This is a genomic window from Rhizobium sp. USDA 3886 (assembly GCF_056279785.1).
The window spans coordinates 246,550-262,531 of record NZ_JBWCDC010000001.1 but is presented as its reverse complement, the minus strand read 5'-3'; the positions used below and the strand labels follow the sequence as shown (position 1 = coordinate 262,531).

Sequence of the window (15,982 nt, the reverse complement as noted above, 5' to 3'; positions counted from 1 at the left end):
CCTAACCCCATGCTGGGAGGGCGAAACGCCGATCCCGAACAGAAGCGAGGACCTGCGGAAGATGTCATGCCCCGAAGAGGCGGAGACGCTCGTAAGCGATTGACCCCAACACGCCGAATAGAGAAGACATGGGTAACAGAACGTACTTGAAACATGGGTGACAACCTCGTGCCGAACGGGTTGTCGATGGTTTGCAAAGTTCTCTGCTCCACTCGATATGTCCCAGATCATAATGCATGAGGCTGACGAGCCAAATGCCGTCGTCGACGTCCTTGAGTCCCAGTTTCTGTCCGGCCAGCACGGTCGAGACGCTGATCTTCTTGCGATAGACCTTCGTACCGTTCGCGCGACCTACTCCTCAAAGCGACCCGTGGCGTCACGATCGCGGTCGTATCGTCTCTTGAGCGGAAATGGCGGCAACCAGGACTCGCGACGGACGGTCCAGAGTTCGTAGGTTGGCATCAGTTGGTCAGGGGCATCCAAGGATCCTAGGTTCACTTCGATTTCGTCTGCGCTGCGTCCGAAAACGGAGGAACCGCAACGGGGACAGAAAAACCGCCCGGCGTAGTCGCGTGTTTCGCCATCGATTGTCACTGCATCCTGAGGGAACACCGCGGAAGCGTGAAAGAGTGCCCCATGATGCTTGCGGCAGTCGAGACAGTGACAAACGCCGACCCGGTATGGGAGTCCCAACGCCACAATTCGGACGTTGCCGCACAGGCAACCGCCGGTGAACCGGTCCATGCTGCGTCTCCTCTAAAATCAAGCGGTCAGAATGGTTACAACGAACGGCACTGTCATTGCAAATTGACCGTTGCGGGCGGGGACGCTTCGTTCACAAAGCTCCGCACCGTAAACCGGCCCCGCACTGCCCGCAGCAGCTAGCGCCAAGAAACCCCGCGCTTCGACTGAACCTCACCCGCGCGCTTTACCTCGATAATGATCGGGAAAATTGCGTCGGAACCCGGATTTTGAACAAAACCCCGCTCCCGCTGGTTATCCTGCAGAATCGCGAGAGAACGACGATGGATTTCCTCGAGGCGGTCAACGCTGCCGGATCCTGGCTGCAGGCTTTCCTTCTTAATGAGTGGACGCTCTATCAGTCCGCCCTGATTGTCGCTGGTTACCTGCTTTCCGGCTGGCTGGCAAAACGGATCGAGCCGGCACTGGAATCGCGCGCCCGCACCATCAAGGGAAATCCGGATCTGCTTCGCGTGATCATCGCTTTCATGCGGCGAACGCGCTGGCTCTTTCTGATTGTGCTGCTGGCGATTGCCGATGTGGTGCTGTTGCGTTTTGCATGGCCCTCCCACCGGTGGCTGATGGGAACTGCCCTCACCCTCGTGGTGGCGTGGTTCGTCATCTCGGTGCTCACGCGCATCATTCGAAACCAGATGCTGGCCCGTGTCGTTGCCGCCACGGGCTGGCTCTACTTTGCGCTTTACGCGCTTGGGCTGGACCGGGCGCTTCTCGCAGCACTCGATGACGTCGCCATCAATCTCGGTGCCGTTCGCCTCTCGATGCTGCTCGTCTTGAAGGCCATCGTCCTTTCCGTTGCGCTGATCTGGCTAGCGGTTCTGATCGGCAACATGTCGTCGAACTGGATCCAGAAGTCCGCGGATCTCACGCCGTCCTTGAAGGTTCTCATCAGCAAACTGGTCAAGATAGGGCTTATCGTCTTCGCAGGCACTGTTGCCTTGTCTGCGACGGGCATCGACCTGACGGCGCTCACGGTTTTTTCAGGTGCCGTCGGTGTCGGTATCGGTTTCGGCCTGCAGAAGGTGGTCTCCAACTTCATATCTGGGATCATCATCCTTCTCGATAAATCCATCAAACCGGGCGACACCATTACGCTGGGAGAGACCTTCGGCTCGATTCGCGACCTGCGCTCCCGCTTCGTCTCGGTCATCACGAGAGATGGCAAGGAGTACCTCATTCCAAACGAGGACTTCATTTCCCAGCAGGTCGTCAACTGGTCGTTCTCCAGTGAATATGTCCGCATCGAGGTTGATTTCGGAACCTCGTATGATAGCGACCCGCACGAGGTTGCGCGCATCGCAATCGAGGCCGCCAAGACCATTCCGCGGGTTGCGGGCACCTACGCCCAGCCGGTTTGCTGGATGACGGCCTTTGGCGCATCATCGCTGGATTTCAAGCTGAGGTTCTGGATCTCCGACCCGAGCAACGGTCTTACAAACGTTCGCGGTCAAGTGCTCATGGCATTGTGGGACGCATTCAAGGCAGCCGGCATTTCGATCCCGTTCCCGCATCGCGAAATCATCATGAAGACACCTGTCGAGCTTGCCCGCGCATCTCTTCGGCAACGACCAGATGACGGCTGCGCTTCCGGCGGCACACAATCCGGGAACTGAACTGCCTCAAAGACGTTCGGCAATATCCGTTCACGAGGTAACCGCCATGCGCCCTGCCGCTTTTTTGTTGTCCCTCGCACTCGCCGGCTCCCAGCCGCTTGCCGCCGCCGGCCAGGAAGCCAATTTCCTCCAGTCACTTGCCGGAAACTGGCAAGGCACAGGCCAGGTGCTAATGCGCATTGGCAGTGATCCGATCGACGTGCGGTGCAGCTTCGCAACGGCGGCGGGCAGGGTCAACTTCTCCATGAACGGCAGCTGCCGGGGCTTTCTCGTCGTGCGCCGGGCGGTTTCAGCAAATCTGAGGCTCAGCGGCGGTCGCTATACCGGAGCCTATGTCGGGCCGTCGGGACAACCCTCCGTGCTGTCCGGAAAACGCCGCGGCAATGCCATTGATCTCTCGGTACGGTGGGCCCGCCCAGTGAACGGTGACCGGAACGCAAACATGACCATCGAGAAGGTCGGCGCCGATGGCCTGCGCCTCCGGACGGTCGACCGCGACCTTAACACCGGCAGGCCGGTCATCACCAGCAGCATCGATCTGCGACGTCAGTAAGCGGCGTCCGGGCACGGGCAGTATCAGGTGGCACTCGCCGCCTCCCCTGCCTTCATTTCGGATGCATACACGTTCGTGGCAAGCCGCCCGATGGCCGCCAGCACCAGCACGGCAAGGCCGCCTGCCGCTGATGTCAGCGCCAGCGACCAGACGACGCCGATGGCTCCCATCATGTACGCCAGCGCAAAGGGTGCGGTGGCCGACACGATCAGCCGCGCCGCCATCACCCGGCCCTGCAGCTTTCCATACCCGTCGCTTCCGAACAGCATCAGCGGAAGGGTTCCCGTGACGATGCTGAAGAGGCCATTTCCCAGGCCGAAGGCAACCGCGAACGCGATGGCGCCAACGACGGACGGCGCGGTCGGTATAAGCAGGAACACCGCTGCGGCCATAAGCATGGCCGCGATGATGGCGAGCTTGAGCGGCGGCAGGTTCCCGCCGAAGAGCATGTTCGTGAACCTGCTGAGCACCTGGGAGGGACCGAAGAACGTCCCGACCAATGCCGCTGTCGCGCCGAGCCCGAGGCCCGAAAGCAGCGGCACCATATGCACGAGGATGGCCGAGCTCACCAGCGACTGGAGGGAAAAGGAAAGCGCCATCAGGACGAAACCGGTCCTGCGTGCCGATGCGGCAAGCGTTCCTTCCACGCGTTTCGTTGGTGAGGCCTTGCCACTCCGTTCGCGGTTGCGGCGCATTTGCCGGGAGAGAACGGCATGGATGGGCAGGCAGATGAGGAGATTGAGGCCTGCGAAGACCAGATAGACCTGCTGCCAGGACATCTCGGCGTGCAGCATCGTGGTGATCGGCCAGAAGATCGTCGAGGCAAACCCGCCGATAAGCGTCAGGTAGGTGATGCTCCGCTGTGCCACCTGCGGCCGGATCTGCACGAGCAGCGCGAAGGCCGCGCCATATTGCACGAGGTTCGAGGCAATCTCGATGCTGATCAGCGCCACGACGAAGGAAATTCTGCCGGGCACCAGCGCGCAGGCGGTCAACGCAGCCACGGCGATCGCCGACCCCGCGGTCATGATACGCCCGGCGCCGAAGCGATCGATCCATTTGCCGAGCGCAGGGGCCGTAAGGCCGCCGATCAGGAGAGCCGCGGACAATGCCCCGAACACGGCCTCCGAGGGCCAGCCGAGATCCCGCGACATGCCGGGAGCAAGGATGCTGAAGCTGTAATAGAGTGTGCCGTAGCCGATGATCTGCGTGAGGCCAAGGGCGATGATGGCGGCGATCGGCGGACGTTCGGTCATGTGGATTTCAGGCTCACGCGCTGTTCGAGCTTATCAGCCTCTTCCTTGCGTTCGCTGTAGCGATCGGTGAGATAGGCAGACGCGTCGCGGGTGAGCCAGGTAAATTTCACCAGTTCCTCGCAAACGTCAACGACGCGGTCGTAATAGGACGAGGGTTTCATGCGGCCGTCCGCGTCGAACTCCTGAAAGGCCTTGGCGACCGAGGACTGGTTCGGGATGGTGATCATCCGCATCCAGCGCCCGAGGATGCGCATCTGCCCGACCGCATTGAAGGACTGCGAACCTCCCGACACCTGCATGACGGCGAGCGTTTTGCCCTGCGTTGGCCGCACCGATCCTACGGAGAGCGGAATCCAGTCGGCCTGCGCCTTCATGATGCCGGTCATGGCGCCATGGCGTTCGGGCGAAACCCACACCTGCCCTTCCGACCACAGCGAGAGTTCGCGCAACTCCTGAACCTTCGGATGGCTCACCGGCGCCGCGTCGGGCAGCGGCAATCCTTCCGGATCAAAGATCCGCACCTCGCAGCCTAAGTGCTCGAGCAGGCGCGCCGCCTCATGGGCGAGCAGCCTGCTGTAGGAGACGGTGCGCAGCGAGCCGTAGAGGATCAGGATACGGGGCTTGTGCATCGAAAACGGCGGCCGCAGCGCTGTGGGATCGAGAGGCCGCAGATGTTCGCGGGAGGCTGCCGGCAGATCAGACAAGGCGCTTGCCTTCCGCATCGAGGACCTGTTCGCCGTCTTCCTTGGCGAAGGCGCCCTTATGGGTGCTCGGCAGGATGTCCAGGACCACTTCCGACGGCCGCGCCAGCCGCGCGCCGAGCGGCGTCACCACAAAGGGCCGGTTGATGAGGATCGGGTCTTTCAGCATCGCGTCGAGAAGCTCGTCGTCGGTCAGCGTCGGATCGTCGAGCCCGAGTGCCGCGTAAGGCGTGTCCTTCTCGCGGATGGCCTGGCGCACCGTCAGGCCGGCATCGGCGATCATCTTGACCAGCTCCGCGCGCGACGGCGGGGTTTGTAAATACTCGATGACCGTCGGCTCGATGCCCGCATTGCGGATCATCGCCAGCGTGTTGCGCGACGTGCCGCAGTTCGGATTGTGATAGATGGTGGCCTTCATAGTTTTGCCTCGGGTGAAAGGGTTGGCGACGCGCCCGGCTGCAGCAGCCAGGTGATGAGAAAGAGTGCCGCGACCGCGCCGGCGATCTCGGCGACCCAGAAGCCCGGAAGATCGAGCGGACGAATGCCGGAAAAAGTGTCGGTCAGCGACCGGGCGAAGGCGACAGCCGGATTGGCAAACGAGGTCGAGGCGGTGAACCAGTAAGCGGCGGTGATATAAAGCCCCACCAGCCACGGCACCGCCTTCTGCTCGAAGCGGATGCCGGCGAGGATCACGGCCACCAGGCCGAAGGTCGCGACACCTTCGGAAAACCATTGCGCACCGCCGGTACGCACTTTTGTCGACAGCTCGATAACAGGAAGATCGAACATCAGGTGGGCCGCGATCGTGCCGATGGCGCCGCCGGCAATTTGCGCCAAGACGTAACAGAGGAAGTCGCGTTTCGGCAGCGAGCGCGACATCGCAAAGATCAGCGAGACGGCCGGATTGAAATGGGCTCCCGAAACCGGCCCGAAGATGGTGATCAGAACCACCAGGATCGCGCCGGTCGCCAGCGTATTGCCGAGCAGCGCCAGTCCTACATCCTGCGTGAGCGATGTAGCCATGATGCCCGACCCGACCACGGTCGCAACGAGAAGTGCGGTGCCAAGGCCCTCGGACACCAGGCGGCGCGGCAGATCGAACATCACCATTATCCTGCCTTCGCGGGATTGCTCGTCGAGCCTTTCATGGCGCCGATCTGGAGCAGGTGCTGCTCCAGAGCGAGCTTGTCGATCGACGACAAAGGCAGGCTCAGGAAGGCCACGATCCGGTTCTTGAGGAACCGCGCAGCCTGTGCGAAAGCCCGGCCTTTCTCGACTTCACTGCCCTCGACGGCGGCCGGATCCTCGACACCCCAATGGGCGGTCATCGGATGGCCGATCCAGACCGGGCAGGCTTCGCCGGCGGCGCTGTCGCAGACCGTGAAGATGAAATTCATTTCTGGCGTGCCCGGCTCGGCAAAGACGTCCCAGCTCTTCGAGCTGAAACCGGTCGAAGGATAGCCCAGCGCCTGCAGCTCCTTCAGCGCATAGGGATTGACCTCACCTTTGGGCTGGCTGCCTGCCGAAAACGCCCGGAAGCGGCCCTTGCCTTCGGCGTTGAGGATGGATTCCGCTAGGATCGAGCGGGCGGAATTGCCGGTGCAGATAAAGAGCACGTTATAGACACGATCGATGGTCATTGCAGCTTCTCCGTGGTTTGAGGGGTGCAGCAAGCAGCGACAGCAGCAGCCGGTGCGCAGATTTCGGCATTGCCGCCACAGCAATCTTCCATGAGGAACTTGATCAGGCCACCCAGCGCCCCGTAATTGGCAGTGTAGATGATGGAGCGGGATTCACGCTTCTGGTTGATCAAGCCGGAGCGTTCGAGCTCCTTGAGATGGAAGGAGACATTCGAGGGCGATACGGCCGTCTTCTCCGCGACCATACCGGCGGCCATGCCGTCCGGACCCGCAACCACCAGCATGCGGACGATCTGCAAGCGGGTTTCCTGGGCAAGTGCGGCGAAGGCGCTCAGGGCTTGACGTTGATCCATATTTCAATGATCCTTAAATTGTTGAAATGAGGAATAATGCAAATGAACGCGATCGACAACAGCAAAATACAGGACCGTGACATCAGCCTCGGCCTGCTACTCGACTTCCTCGCAGGCACCAAGGATTCGCCCTTGGTTTTCCATTACGACGGCCGCCCCGTGAACCCGGGCTACCACGTCACCGAAGTCAAGGCCGGCGAGTTCGCAGCGCTCGACTGCGGTGCCAACCCGGAAGCATGGCGAGAGATTTTCATCCAGCTATGGGACATAGAAGAGGACGACCGCACGCATATGCCGGCCGGAAAATTCTACGCGATCATCCGCAAGGTGACTGAGCATGTGAAACTGGACGGTTCTGCCAGGCTGACATTCGAAGTCAGCGACGGCGTGCGGCCGATGCAGCTTTATTGCGCGGCCATGCCGGTCTTGCGCGGCGGCACCGTTCACGTCGAACTTGCACCTCGCCCGGCAAGCTGCAAGCCGCGCGACCGCTGGCTCGCAGAGGAAACACGCAGGGCTGAAGCCTGCTGCGGCCCCACGAACGGCAAAAATGCGTGCTGCGCTTAGAGGGTATTGAAAAGCCGGGGCGCGCATAGCGACGGTTATCTCCAGCCCTGCCTAATCATATTGGGCAGGTTGATATGTCGCCGGGACACTGCCGTTATAACGTGCCATGAGGTTTGTGCTGTTTTACATCGTAACGTGCGTTTCCGTCAGCCTTGCAGTGGGCGTCGCCATATATCCGATCTTAGAAGCGCCTCCGGCGCAGGAGTCCTCGCGGCAAAGCTACCGTCCTCAAGCCGCCAGGATGGAGGGCAAGACGTCTCGCCTGATGGCTTGCGCCACTGCCTCGTCCTGCCTCCAGGAGCCAACGAGCGTTAATCCGAGCGACGCCTTTCGTTTCCGTCCGCCGGTTTTTGTGCCGGCCCCTCCCCGCATCCCGTTGCTGGGCTCGCCCGCGAGGCGCGAGCTTTAAATGGTTGAGCCGGCCCCAGATGAAGGCTTCCGCATCGCCGAATTCCCACAGCAGGCCGGGCGAAGGGGGCGGATGCAACGTTTCGTTAACGATGTTTAGCGTAGTTTCAACAAAACCAAGGAGGTCGGCAGATTGAGGGGGCGAACAGCATTAGCTCGAAGCGCAGCGTATTTCGTGATTGCGTCGACCTTGGCAGGCTGCGTGAGTGGCCCGGATCACACGCCGCCTGAGATGCCTTTGCCGGCAAAGTTCGGCGAGGGCGCGAAGAAGGAGATCGGCGATGTTGCGACGGTGGCCTGGTGGTCGGCCTATCGCGACAGGCAGCTCGACAGCCTGGTGGCGCGCGGCATCGACCAGAACCTCGACGTGCTGCAGGCGATGGAGCGCATCAATTCGGCGTCCTCCAATGTGACGGTTGCCGGCGCCGGCTCGCTGCCGAGCCTGGTGGTCGGCGCCTCGCACACGGTATCGGGCCAGATGGGCTCGGAGCGCACCCGGGTGGGCGCCACCAACACCACCGGCGGCGACGCCAACGTCTCTTGGCTGCTCGACCTCTTCGGCCAGTACCGCCGCTCCAAGGAAAGCGCGCTTGCCTCGCTCGATTCGGCCTATGCCAGCGCCGACGTCGCCCGGCTGGCCTTCCTGCAGGACCTCGTCTCGACCTATATCGACGCCCGCTTCTTCCAGGAGCGCATTGCGCTGTCGAAGGCCAACCTGCAATCGCGCCGGGAGACCTATGACCTCACCAAGTTCCAGCTGGAAGCCGGGGCAGCCTCCAGGCTCGACGTCGTCCAGGCCGAGGGCCTGGTGCAGTCGACGCAGGCCGAAATCCCTAATCTCGAAACCAACTTCCGCGTCTCGGCGCATCACATCGCCACGCTGCTCGGTCTGCCGGCGTCGGCGCTGATGGCCGAGCTGCAGAAGGGTGCTTCCCAGCCGGTCTACCGTGCCGGCATCATCTCCGGCATTCCGGCCGACCTGATCCGCAACCGTCCCGACATCCGCGTGGCCGAGCGCAATCTGGCGGCGGCGACCGCCAATATCGGCGTCGCCCAATCGCAGCTTTATCCGTCGATCTCGCTCTCCGGCGCGATCTCGCCGACCTGGGTCAACCCGGCCGGCGGCAGCGGCGGCGGCCTGACCACCTGGTCGTTCGGCCCGACGCTCAGCCTGCCGATCTTCGACGGCGGCCGCCTGCGCGCCAATGTCGACATCGCCAAGTCGGACGCCAAAACCGCCTATCTCGCCTGGAAGGCGGCAGTGCTCAACGCCGTCGAAGAGGTGGAGAACGCGCTGTCGGCGGTACGCCGAGACGCCCAGACGGTGGAAGCGCTGCGCGCCCAGGTCAAGACGACGCAGGAATCGCTGGAACTGTCGACGGCGAGCTACAAGGACGGCGCCTCCTCGCTGCTCGACGTGCTCGACGCCCAGCGCCAGGTGTCGCTCGCCCAGGCAAGTCTTGCCGCTTCGGTGCAGCAGATGGCCAAGGACTACGTCTCGCTCAACGTCGCCATCGGCGGCGGCTATGCCCCGGGCGGCAAGGTCAACGCCGTCTCCGCCGCCGTGGCAAAGGGACCCACAAAGAGCTGAGCGGCAGATAAAATCCCGCATGGCCAAGGAAAAAGGACCCGCCCTGCCTATCGGCGAGCCCTTCTCCCTTCATCGGAGGAGTAAAGAGACGGTCACGCAAGCGTGATACCGCTCCCGAGCATCAGACCACAGATTCCCGGTCTTGAACATTTCTCCAAATGGATGAGCCGCCCCTACACCCGATACGCTCCATGACGGCCCGCTGAAACGCGCTTAGTGTGCCAGAAGAAGACAGGAACTGGCCCGGCCGGCCCATAACCCAAAGGGATTAATTGATTTCGTGCAGTAGTATGGCATCCTTGCCTTGGGATCGGGGGCAGTACCGAGTAGAGCCAATTCCAAATGCGGCAGCTAATACTCGCGGGCTAATGACCGCGACAAGCTCCTTGCGGAAGGGCTCGCTTCTTTGCTGAAGCGAGCCCGGCTTCTTGTCTCACGAATATCGAGCCGTCTTCCGTCTTATACAGAAAAACAGCGCCCCCGGCCTGGACGGCGCAGGGGACGCTCAGATATCTTCCTTCTCGACCGTCAAGCGGCATCGGAACTCGGCTCCTTCGCAGGCAACCGCGCAATCCGCCTCCTACCCAAGCGGCGACGGCCCTGCCCGCGAAAGCATACGCAGCGCCTTCACCGCAGCTTCAGGGAATTCAGCAACAGCCATTCACGACTAATGCATGAATTCCCTGATCTTGTAGGCAACCTCCGTACGGTTGGTGGCATTCAGCTTTTTCATGATGTTGCGGATGTGAACCTTTACCGTACTTTCGCAAAGCTTCATTTCATAGGCGATGATCTTGTTGGCCTTACCGCGCAGCAAGGCTTCCGCTACGACCGCTTCACGTGGCGTGAAGAGTTCCTCAGCGCAGTTCATTCCGCTACTGACCGCGCTGATGACATGTCTCGCGGCAAGAATGCTGCTTGCAGGAATGAAGATCCCCCCGGCCTGAGCCAGGCCGATTGCTTCTGCAGCGACGCCAATACTAACAGTTGTGGGTATGTAGCCTCGGGCGCCGTATTCCAGCGCTTTGAGGATTTGCGAAAGTTCGTCGCTTTCCGCGCCCACGACGACCGGGCTGGATTTGAACTTCTCGGTCAATTTCGCGATCGTCTGGCCCACATCGACGTCCGTGATCTTCTTTCCGCCGATCATCAAGAGGATGACGGCGGGATCATGCTGGATATGCTGGTTCTGCCAGTCCTCCAGCGAATTGGCGGAAATGATGTTCAAGGTCGGTTGGTAATCGCGAAGGCTGCGTGACAGACACTCCCGGTCAAGCGCACGCGAATCGATCAGCAGCAGATATTCCGTATGCTCTTCCGTCGTAACGAAATTCGCCGACGACAAACTCCGTACCGGATCCCTCGCCTTCAAGGAAATGAGGCGGGTTGTCCTTGCGACACTAGTATTTTCATTGGTTATTTGTTGCCCGTTCATAGCCGACTCCTACTCTCAACAAAATTGGCAGCCAAAACTAGAGACCCGTTTGAAATACATACGCTTTACTTGCGAATCATACAGTTAGATCAAGCTATGTCTCCTGATCCAAAGTACAATTTCATTCATGTGAAATTCAAACGCCCCAAATTTAAACTTGCATCTATTATAAATGTCGTCATTAACATATGTTAATCATTACTTATAAAAGATCAGATCTAAAACTTATTTCGTACTGCGCGGCAACATGACCGCTAATCATTCTAGTCACAATGAATTACGCGTATTGTGAATAATCCTCATATATATAGAATTATCCCCAGGGATGCGTTGTCGGCTTTTCTTTCGAAGAGCCCGACCGCCTGGAAGTAATTTGGGAATTTACAGCCGACGCTCCCCCGGCGGCGCCAGGTAGCTTGGGTCGAAATCGACCAGTTCCTCAAGCTTCTTCCGGTCCAGGAATTCGACGACGCCGCTTTTGAATACAAGCAGGCCACTGAGCCGCATTTCCTTCAGGACGCGGTTGATATGGACGGTCGAAAGACCGACGGCATCACCGATTTCGGCCTGTGTCAGCGGACATTCAAACCCATCCACCGACTCATGCTGGAAGACATCTAGCCGGACAGCCAGTTCGAGAAGAAGATGCGCCGTACGGGCAAAAGCGTCCCGGCGGCCGATATTCGCCATCCTTTCGGTCAGCCGGGCCTGACGGCGCACCATCTCCATGAGCAGCGCGCGGTGAAGGTCGTTCGACGCGCTCTCGGGCTTTCGATCGCCAAGCGCCGGCAGTTCGTAGATGCGGATGTTGGAGAGCGCCTGCATCGTCTCGCGAGACAGTTCCGCCGAAGCAGTCCAGACGATATCGCCGGGAAGCGAAAAATCGGACACCATCCGTGTGCCATGTGGAAGCAGCTTCCAGGATATTATCCAGCCGCTGACTAGATAGAAGGTGCGGGCCCGGCGATGTCCAATCTCGAAGATCGTTTCGCCGGCTTGGTAGCCGCGGTACGCTCCCCCCGCAAATTCGCGACGCTTGAGATGACGATTTGCAGAACGCTCATATTCCGCGGTGGTCAGTGTTGCCATTCCCCAAACCCCGTAAGCGAACATCCGCTTTGACTGATCAAAAGTATAATCTTAAGGTTAGAATTGACACAATATCATGCGTCTTTTGCCGTGTCGCTTACTCCATTTTGCTTAAGTTGTTTGCGAATAGCGATGTTATCACGCGCTTCAGGACTACGGGCATACATTGAATCTCTCAGGGCATCATAAAACAACACTTCGCCGGCAATCGACAAGCAGACGAATATCAGGTCCTTCAAGGTGGGATTCAACGAGGGCCGGCTGCAACGCCTCGCACGTCGTCCGGCATCGGACATCCGGAGGTCAGGTCTGGCCCCAGCGCAAATCGCAAACGTCGCATTCCCGTTTCCGCACAGTCCATCGTCAGATTATATCTTTCCTGATCAATGCCTTGGGCGAGCGCGGCCTTAAGAAGAGCGGAAGTTTCGCTCGCAGGCATACGCTCCGCATCCACGAAATAGGCTTCGCGCCCGACGGAGCGGAAGAAGCCTTCGACCTTTTTATCCCAGCTGAGTCCGACATGCGGAATGCGCAGGGAATAGGCGGCGATGCAGGCGTGGAGACGATGGGAAAGGATGACATCTGCGGCATTCAGCAGCCGCAGCAACTGCCCTACGTCCGTAGGCCGATCGGCAAGGTGGAGTACGCCTGAGGTAAGATGATGCACCATCGTGCCTTCGTTCACGATCGCCCTCGCGAAAATGTGATCTTCCGTGGCACCGTTGCAGAATAGCATCACGCTGAATCCGTCGTCGATCAGCGCATTTATCAGCTTGCGGTACCCGGCCGCATCTCCAAGCGGAATCGGACCTGCCTGGCTGGCATGCCGCTTGAGGACCACCGGTTCCGTGACGCAGATGGCGACCGTCTTTCTCGCGCTCGGTACGCGCGCCGTATCGGCCAGTTGGTGGATCAGGAGTCCAGGATCAGGGATGATGTCCGGAGCCGGCCCGGCTGGAAAGTGATGGCGCCAGCTATCGTAAGCAAACCTATCCCGTACCGAGACGTGCAGCAGCCGCACGCCGCCGATGCGGGCGAATAGCCGCCTGGCTGGCTCCGACCAATCAGCGCTTACGCCAACAGCATAGATCGCGAGCGGGCGGTCGAAGCGCCGAACGCAATCCAGAACTGTTCCGATCTTTAAGGGGAAATTCAGGTCGTCGTCCTGGAAAATATTGCCGCCTCCGATGACGACTGCATCCGCCGCGGCAATCTTCCGTTCCCATTCCACACGTTGCCGCCGGAGCCTTCGCCGGACGACGAACCCGACAGCCAACCGCCGCGCAGGCTTTGGCAGCCTTTGAAGCAGCTTGAGCAGATGCCGGCGATGGCTGCTGCTTGTGCCGCCGAATCCTTGGCGGCCGGCGAGATCGACAGTCTCCACCTCGATGCCGCCGCCAGTTTGCAAAAGGCCGTGCTCGATGCACAGAGCCAATATGCCGTCGCCAAGGTTCTCGCTGTATTTGACGTTGAAGACGACGATCTTGAAGGGCATCCTGCTCATGACCGCCTCTCCTGTAAGCTCATGGTATTGGAGGCAGAGGCCCTCGCGCGAAGCGGATAGGGCGCAGTCAGGGCGGTCGTGGCGCCGGCAAGAATGTAGATCATCAACCCGAGATCGTAGACGGTTCCGGATGTGGAAGCCGTAACCAGCACCGCCAGGATCCCCATTTTCGCGGCGCGTATTGCCGCACCGCATTCATTCGGCTGCGACGATCCAACAGCCGGCTTCAACGACAGTACGGACCATATGAACAGCGCGAACAATAACGCGCCGAGCACCCCGATATTGGACAGCAGCACCAGCACGAAGCTGGAGGCCCGTGCACTGCCCAGCCCCGCACCGAAACCGAACGTGTCGAGGAACGTCTTGTAGGCAACGGCGTTCCACTCCGCACGCTCTTGTCCCGACTGGCTGTCGACTTTGGAAAACAGCATCTCGTCGAAGAAGCCGGCAACGCCTGCCGAAAGCCCAGGCAGCGTCGCCAGGACGAGAAACACGACGAGCGGGACCGCCGCGACCGAGCCGGCAATAAAGAGCGCCGGCTGGCGAGATCGGTCAGCGGGCGGCCAAAAAAGCGACCGCAAGAAAAGGACCGGAAGAATAATCGCAAGACCGATAAGCCCCGTCGCCGATGTCGAAAAAAGCAATGCGATGGACAGAAGCCAGGTCAAAGGGCCGATTGCCCGGCCACGGACGCCTTCGAGCCAGAGGCTGGCGATGATGGCAAACAGCACCAGCGTATAGCCAGCAAACGCCGATGCTTCTGGAAAAGTCCCGGAAATCCTCTTCAGCCCGCCTTTTTCGGCGGCGGTCAGCAGCGCGTAGTTTGCCGTCCTGACGAAGCCGAGCAGATATTCGGTTCGCGTGAAATAGGTGACGATATCGGCCAGTGCGAAGCTCAATGTCACCGTCGCGGTGACCAATACGGCCTTGATGAGATCGTCATGCGCGCCTGCGCGCCTGAAGAAGGCAAAGGTGCTGGCGAACGCCACCAGGCCGCCCGCGGCATAGACGGTCTGCGTTATATTGCTCGACGAGGCACGCAGCGGCACGAGCGAGATTATGTTTCGCAGGCCGACCGACCGCTCGACGATCATGGTTTCCGTCATTCCTTGAAACAACCGCGGAAAGAACAAAGCCGTAAACAGTCCGAAGACCGTCAATACCAGCAGGATGAATCCAGCGCGCGAGGGAGAGACTGCAGCGAAGATCTGTCCCTCGCCGAATGCCATGAAGATGCGTAGAACGAAAAACAGCAGAAAGAGGTTTGGCACCAGGATTGACGCTCCGCCCAGTCCGGGCAGCGCAATGGCCGCCGCCGCGCCGAATGCAGTCGACAGCATCATCCATGTGAAAGAATGCCTGACCGGGGCGAACACCAGAATTGCCCCCAGCAGAATGGTCATCAGCCCAATGAATTCGACCCGCATCCACCGCACCCAGTTTTCCTCAACAGGAAAGCTATCACGCGCCGAAGCGGCTTGTATTTACGTCCGCCTTAAGCCCTTTGCGGTAGTCCTTCGGTCGAATTGGGCCCTTTCCCGCGAAAGTGCGCGTCGGTACGGTCCGCGGCATGAGAACGTTTACGCCCAAAACCTGTCTTCGTCGTCCAGGCTGGCCGCGATCCTCTGGCCGCCGGCTGGGCATGGTGATCGCTGCCGCGCTTTTGTGCGCCCGCCTGGCACATGCCGAAGACTGCGTGCCCGGCGACACCGGCGATCAAATCGATACCGAGGAGATGAAGCTCACTTTCGAAGACAACTTCGACGATCTCAGCGTGTCGGCCTGGGGGCCTGGAACCCGCTGGATCGCTCATACGCCGTGGTCCGGCGATTTCGGCGGCGCCCGTTTTGCCAATCCCGAACTCGGTTTTCCGTTTGTCGTCACCGACGGCGTTCTGCGCATCGAGGCGGCCCGCAACGCCCAGGGCGATTGGCGTTCCGGCCTGCTTGCCTCCGTTGACCCCAAGGGAAATGGATTTTCGCAGTGCTACGGATATTTCGAGACGCGCGCCCAGCTGCCCATCGGGCCTGGCGTGTGGCCGGCTTTCTGGCTGATTGGCAAGGATAGGTCGAAATCGACCGCCGAGATCGATGTTCTTGAATTCTACGGAGACAAACCGGAAGGATATTCTTCGACCGTCCATGTCTGGCACCGCAGTGGCGGGCATTATTCGGATTTCTCGCGCATCGAGGTGTTCCGCGACGCAAGGCCCACCGACTTTCATACATATGGCGTGAAAATAGATTCCGAATTCATCCGCATGTATTTCGACGAGAAGCTGGTCTGGAAAACTAAAACCCAGCCGGAGCACCACCAGCCGATGTATGTCCTCGTCAATCTGGGACTGGCGAAAGACGCTGGCGAAATGGACGTTCCCGATCCTTCGCATATGTTCGTGGATTACGTCCGGGCTTACAGCGTCAGGTGACGCTCCGCATTGACCGCAGGCTCACCCGCATCCAATCAACTATCCGTTCGCACCCTTAAAAAACGCATGTGTCACAAGGCGT

At 60.1% G+C, this 15,982-nt stretch carries 16 protein-coding genes and 1 pseudogene; 5 read left to right on the top strand and 12 right to left on the bottom strand.

Annotated elements, in window-relative coordinates; genetic code table 11:
* Positions 1-152: 152 nt before the first annotated feature.
* Positions 153-331 (bottom strand): annotated as a pseudogene (locus ACZ9BX_RS01280) (IS481 family transposase); the annotation flags it as partial.
* Positions 332-351: 20 nt separating this feature from the next.
* The gene (locus ACZ9BX_RS01275; RefSeq protein WP_027513617.1) at positions 352-744 is read right to left on the bottom strand and encodes a GFA family protein; all 393 of its coding nucleotides are present in this window, start codon (positions 742-744) and stop codon (positions 352-354) included.
* 281 nt (positions 745-1,025) lie between these two features.
* On the opposite strand from ACZ9BX_RS01275, the gene ACZ9BX_RS01270 reads away from it, so the two are divergent.
* Together ACZ9BX_RS01270 and ACZ9BX_RS01265 are read left to right on the top strand one after the other, a co-directional pair.
* Entirely contained in the window at positions 1,026-2,372 is a 1,347-nt protein-coding gene (locus ACZ9BX_RS01270; RefSeq protein ID WP_476219869.1) for a mechanosensitive ion channel family protein, read from the top strand.
* 46 nt (positions 2,373-2,418) lie between these two features.
* Entirely contained in the window at positions 2,419-2,925 is a 507-nt protein-coding gene (locus ACZ9BX_RS01265) for a hypothetical protein (protein WP_476215176.1), read from the top strand.
* 23 nt (positions 2,926-2,948) lie between these two features.
* Here ACZ9BX_RS01265 and arsK read toward each other — a convergent pair whose 3' ends face one another.
* Genes arsK through ACZ9BX_RS01235 form a run of 6 tightly spaced genes read right to left on the bottom strand, consistent with a single transcriptional unit; the run spans position 2,949 to position 6,875 of the window.
* Positions 2,949-4,181, bottom strand: a complete 1,233-nt coding sequence (gene arsK, locus ACZ9BX_RS01260) for an arsenite efflux MFS transporter ArsK (protein ID WP_476215174.1) — start codon at positions 4,179-4,181, stop codon at positions 2,949-2,951.
* Positions 4,178-4,903, bottom strand: a complete 726-nt coding sequence (gene arsH / locus ACZ9BX_RS01255) for an arsenical resistance protein ArsH (RefSeq protein ID WP_476215172.1) — start codon at positions 4,901-4,903, stop codon at positions 4,178-4,180. Before arsH ends, arsK begins: the two co-directional genes overlap by 4 nt.
* A complete protein-coding gene (arsC, locus tag ACZ9BX_RS01250; RefSeq protein ID WP_476215170.1) occupies positions 4,878-5,300 on the bottom strand; it encodes an arsenate reductase (glutaredoxin) in 423 nt (140 codons plus the stop codon). Before arsC ends, arsH begins: the two co-directional genes overlap by 26 nt.
* Positions 5,297-5,992, bottom strand: a complete 696-nt coding sequence (locus tag ACZ9BX_RS01245; protein WP_476215168.1) for an MIP/aquaporin family protein — start codon at positions 5,990-5,992, stop codon at positions 5,297-5,299. Before ACZ9BX_RS01245 ends, arsC begins: the two co-directional genes overlap by 4 nt.
* Positions 5,992-6,522 (bottom strand): arsenate reductase ArsC, encoded by a 531-nt coding sequence (locus ACZ9BX_RS01240; RefSeq protein WP_476215166.1) that lies wholly within the window; start codon positions 6,520-6,522, stop codon positions 5,992-5,994. The genes ACZ9BX_RS01245 and ACZ9BX_RS01240 overlap by 1 nt, the downstream gene beginning before the upstream one ends.
* Complete coding sequence (locus ACZ9BX_RS01235) at positions 6,519-6,875, bottom strand: ArsR/SmtB family transcription factor (protein WP_476215164.1); 357 nt, start codon at positions 6,873-6,875, stop codon at positions 6,519-6,521. The genes ACZ9BX_RS01240 and ACZ9BX_RS01235 overlap by 4 nt, the downstream gene beginning before the upstream one ends.
* Positions 6,876-6,917: 42 nt before the next feature.
* On the opposite strand from ACZ9BX_RS01235, the gene ACZ9BX_RS01230 reads away from it, so the two are divergent.
* Positions 6,918-7,442, top strand: coding sequence for a DUF6428 family protein (locus tag ACZ9BX_RS01230; protein ID WP_476215162.1), 525 nt, complete (start codon positions 6,918-6,920; stop codon positions 7,440-7,442).
* A gap of 583 nt (positions 7,443-8,025) precedes the next feature.
* Complete coding sequence (locus ACZ9BX_RS01225; protein WP_476219867.1) at positions 8,026-9,441, top strand: efflux transporter outer membrane subunit; 1,416 nt, start codon at positions 8,026-8,028, stop codon at positions 9,439-9,441.
* Positions 9,442-10,108: 667 nt separating this feature from the next.
* Here ACZ9BX_RS01225 and ACZ9BX_RS01220 read toward each other — a convergent pair.
* The 4 genes from ACZ9BX_RS01220 to ACZ9BX_RS01205 form a co-directional block, all read right to left on the bottom strand.
* Entirely contained in the window at positions 10,109-10,876 is a 768-nt protein-coding gene (locus ACZ9BX_RS01220) for a LuxR C-terminal-related transcriptional regulator (RefSeq protein WP_132564036.1), read from the bottom strand.
* A gap of 381 nt (positions 10,877-11,257) precedes the next feature.
* Positions 11,258-11,965, bottom strand: coding sequence for a Crp/Fnr family transcriptional regulator (locus tag ACZ9BX_RS01215; protein WP_476215159.1), 708 nt, complete (start codon positions 11,963-11,965; stop codon positions 11,258-11,260).
* 247 nt (positions 11,966-12,212) lie between these two features.
* A complete protein-coding gene (locus tag ACZ9BX_RS01210; RefSeq protein WP_476215157.1) occupies positions 12,213-13,469 on the bottom strand; it encodes a polysaccharide pyruvyl transferase family protein in 1,257 nt (418 codons plus the stop codon).
* Positions 13,466-14,899: a hypothetical protein gene (locus ACZ9BX_RS01205; protein WP_476215155.1), complete on the bottom strand. Its 1,434-nt coding sequence runs from the start codon at positions 14,897-14,899 to the stop codon at positions 13,466-13,468. The genes ACZ9BX_RS01210 and ACZ9BX_RS01205 overlap by 4 nt, the downstream gene beginning before the upstream one ends.
* A 215-nt stretch (positions 14,900-15,114) precedes the next feature.
* Here ACZ9BX_RS01205 and ACZ9BX_RS01200 point away from each other — a divergent pair, with 215 nt between their 5' ends.
* Positions 15,115-15,900 carry a glycoside hydrolase family 16 protein gene (locus tag ACZ9BX_RS01200; protein WP_476215153.1) on the top strand — a complete coding sequence of 262 codons (786 nt, stop codon included), beginning with the start codon at positions 15,115-15,117 and terminating at the stop codon, positions 15,898-15,900.
* Positions 15,901-15,982: the final 82 nt, after the last annotated feature.

What these genes read in the sequence shown, in the direction of transcription:
- ACZ9BX_RS01270 (WP_476219869.1), top strand. Translation starts at nt 1,026, where the DNA reads ATGGATTTCCTCGAGGCGGTCAACGCTGCCGGATCCTGGCTGCAGGCT.
- ACZ9BX_RS01245 (WP_476215168.1), bottom strand. Translation starts at nt 5,992, where the DNA reads ATGGTGATGTTCGATCTGCCGCGCCGCCTGGTGTCCGAGGGCCTTGGC.
- ACZ9BX_RS01220 (WP_132564036.1), bottom strand. Translation starts at nt 10,876, where the DNA reads ATGAACGGGCAACAAATAACCAATGAAAATACTAGTGTCGCAAGGACA.
- arsK (WP_476215174.1), bottom strand. Translation starts at nt 4,181, where the DNA reads ATGACCGAACGTCCGCCGATCGCCGCCATCATCGCCCTTGGCCTCACG.
- ACZ9BX_RS01210 (WP_476215157.1), bottom strand. Translation starts at nt 13,469, where the DNA reads ATGAGCAGGATGCCCTTCAAGATCGTCGTCTTCAACGTCAAATACAGC.
- ACZ9BX_RS01275 (WP_027513617.1), bottom strand. Translation starts at nt 744, where the DNA reads ATGGACCGGTTCACCGGCGGTTGCCTGTGCGGCAACGTCCGAATTGTG.
- ACZ9BX_RS01265 (WP_476215176.1), top strand. Translation starts at nt 2,419, where the DNA reads ATGCGCCCTGCCGCTTTTTTGTTGTCCCTCGCACTCGCCGGCTCCCAG.
- ACZ9BX_RS01240 (WP_476215166.1), bottom strand. Translation starts at nt 6,522, where the DNA reads ATGACCATCGATCGTGTCTATAACGTGCTCTTTATCTGCACCGGCAAT.
- ACZ9BX_RS01235 (WP_476215164.1), bottom strand. Translation starts at nt 6,875, where the DNA reads ATGGATCAACGTCAAGCCCTGAGCGCCTTCGCCGCACTTGCCCAGGAA.
- ACZ9BX_RS01215 (WP_476215159.1), bottom strand. Translation starts at nt 11,965, where the DNA reads ATGGCAACACTGACCACCGCGGAATATGAGCGTTCTGCAAATCGTCAT.
- ACZ9BX_RS01205 (WP_476215155.1), bottom strand. Translation starts at nt 14,899, where the DNA reads ATGCGGGTCGAATTCATTGGGCTGATGACCATTCTGCTGGGGGCAATT.
- arsC (WP_476215170.1), bottom strand. Translation starts at nt 5,300, where the DNA reads ATGAAGGCCACCATCTATCACAATCCGAACTGCGGCACGTCGCGCAAC.
- ACZ9BX_RS01200 (WP_476215153.1), top strand. Translation starts at nt 15,115, where the DNA reads ATGGTGATCGCTGCCGCGCTTTTGTGCGCCCGCCTGGCACATGCCGAA.
- ACZ9BX_RS01230 (WP_476215162.1), top strand. Translation starts at nt 6,918, where the DNA reads ATGAACGCGATCGACAACAGCAAAATACAGGACCGTGACATCAGCCTC.
- arsH (WP_476215172.1), bottom strand. Translation starts at nt 4,903, where the DNA reads ATGCGGAAGGCAAGCGCCTTGTCTGATCTGCCGGCAGCCTCCCGCGAA.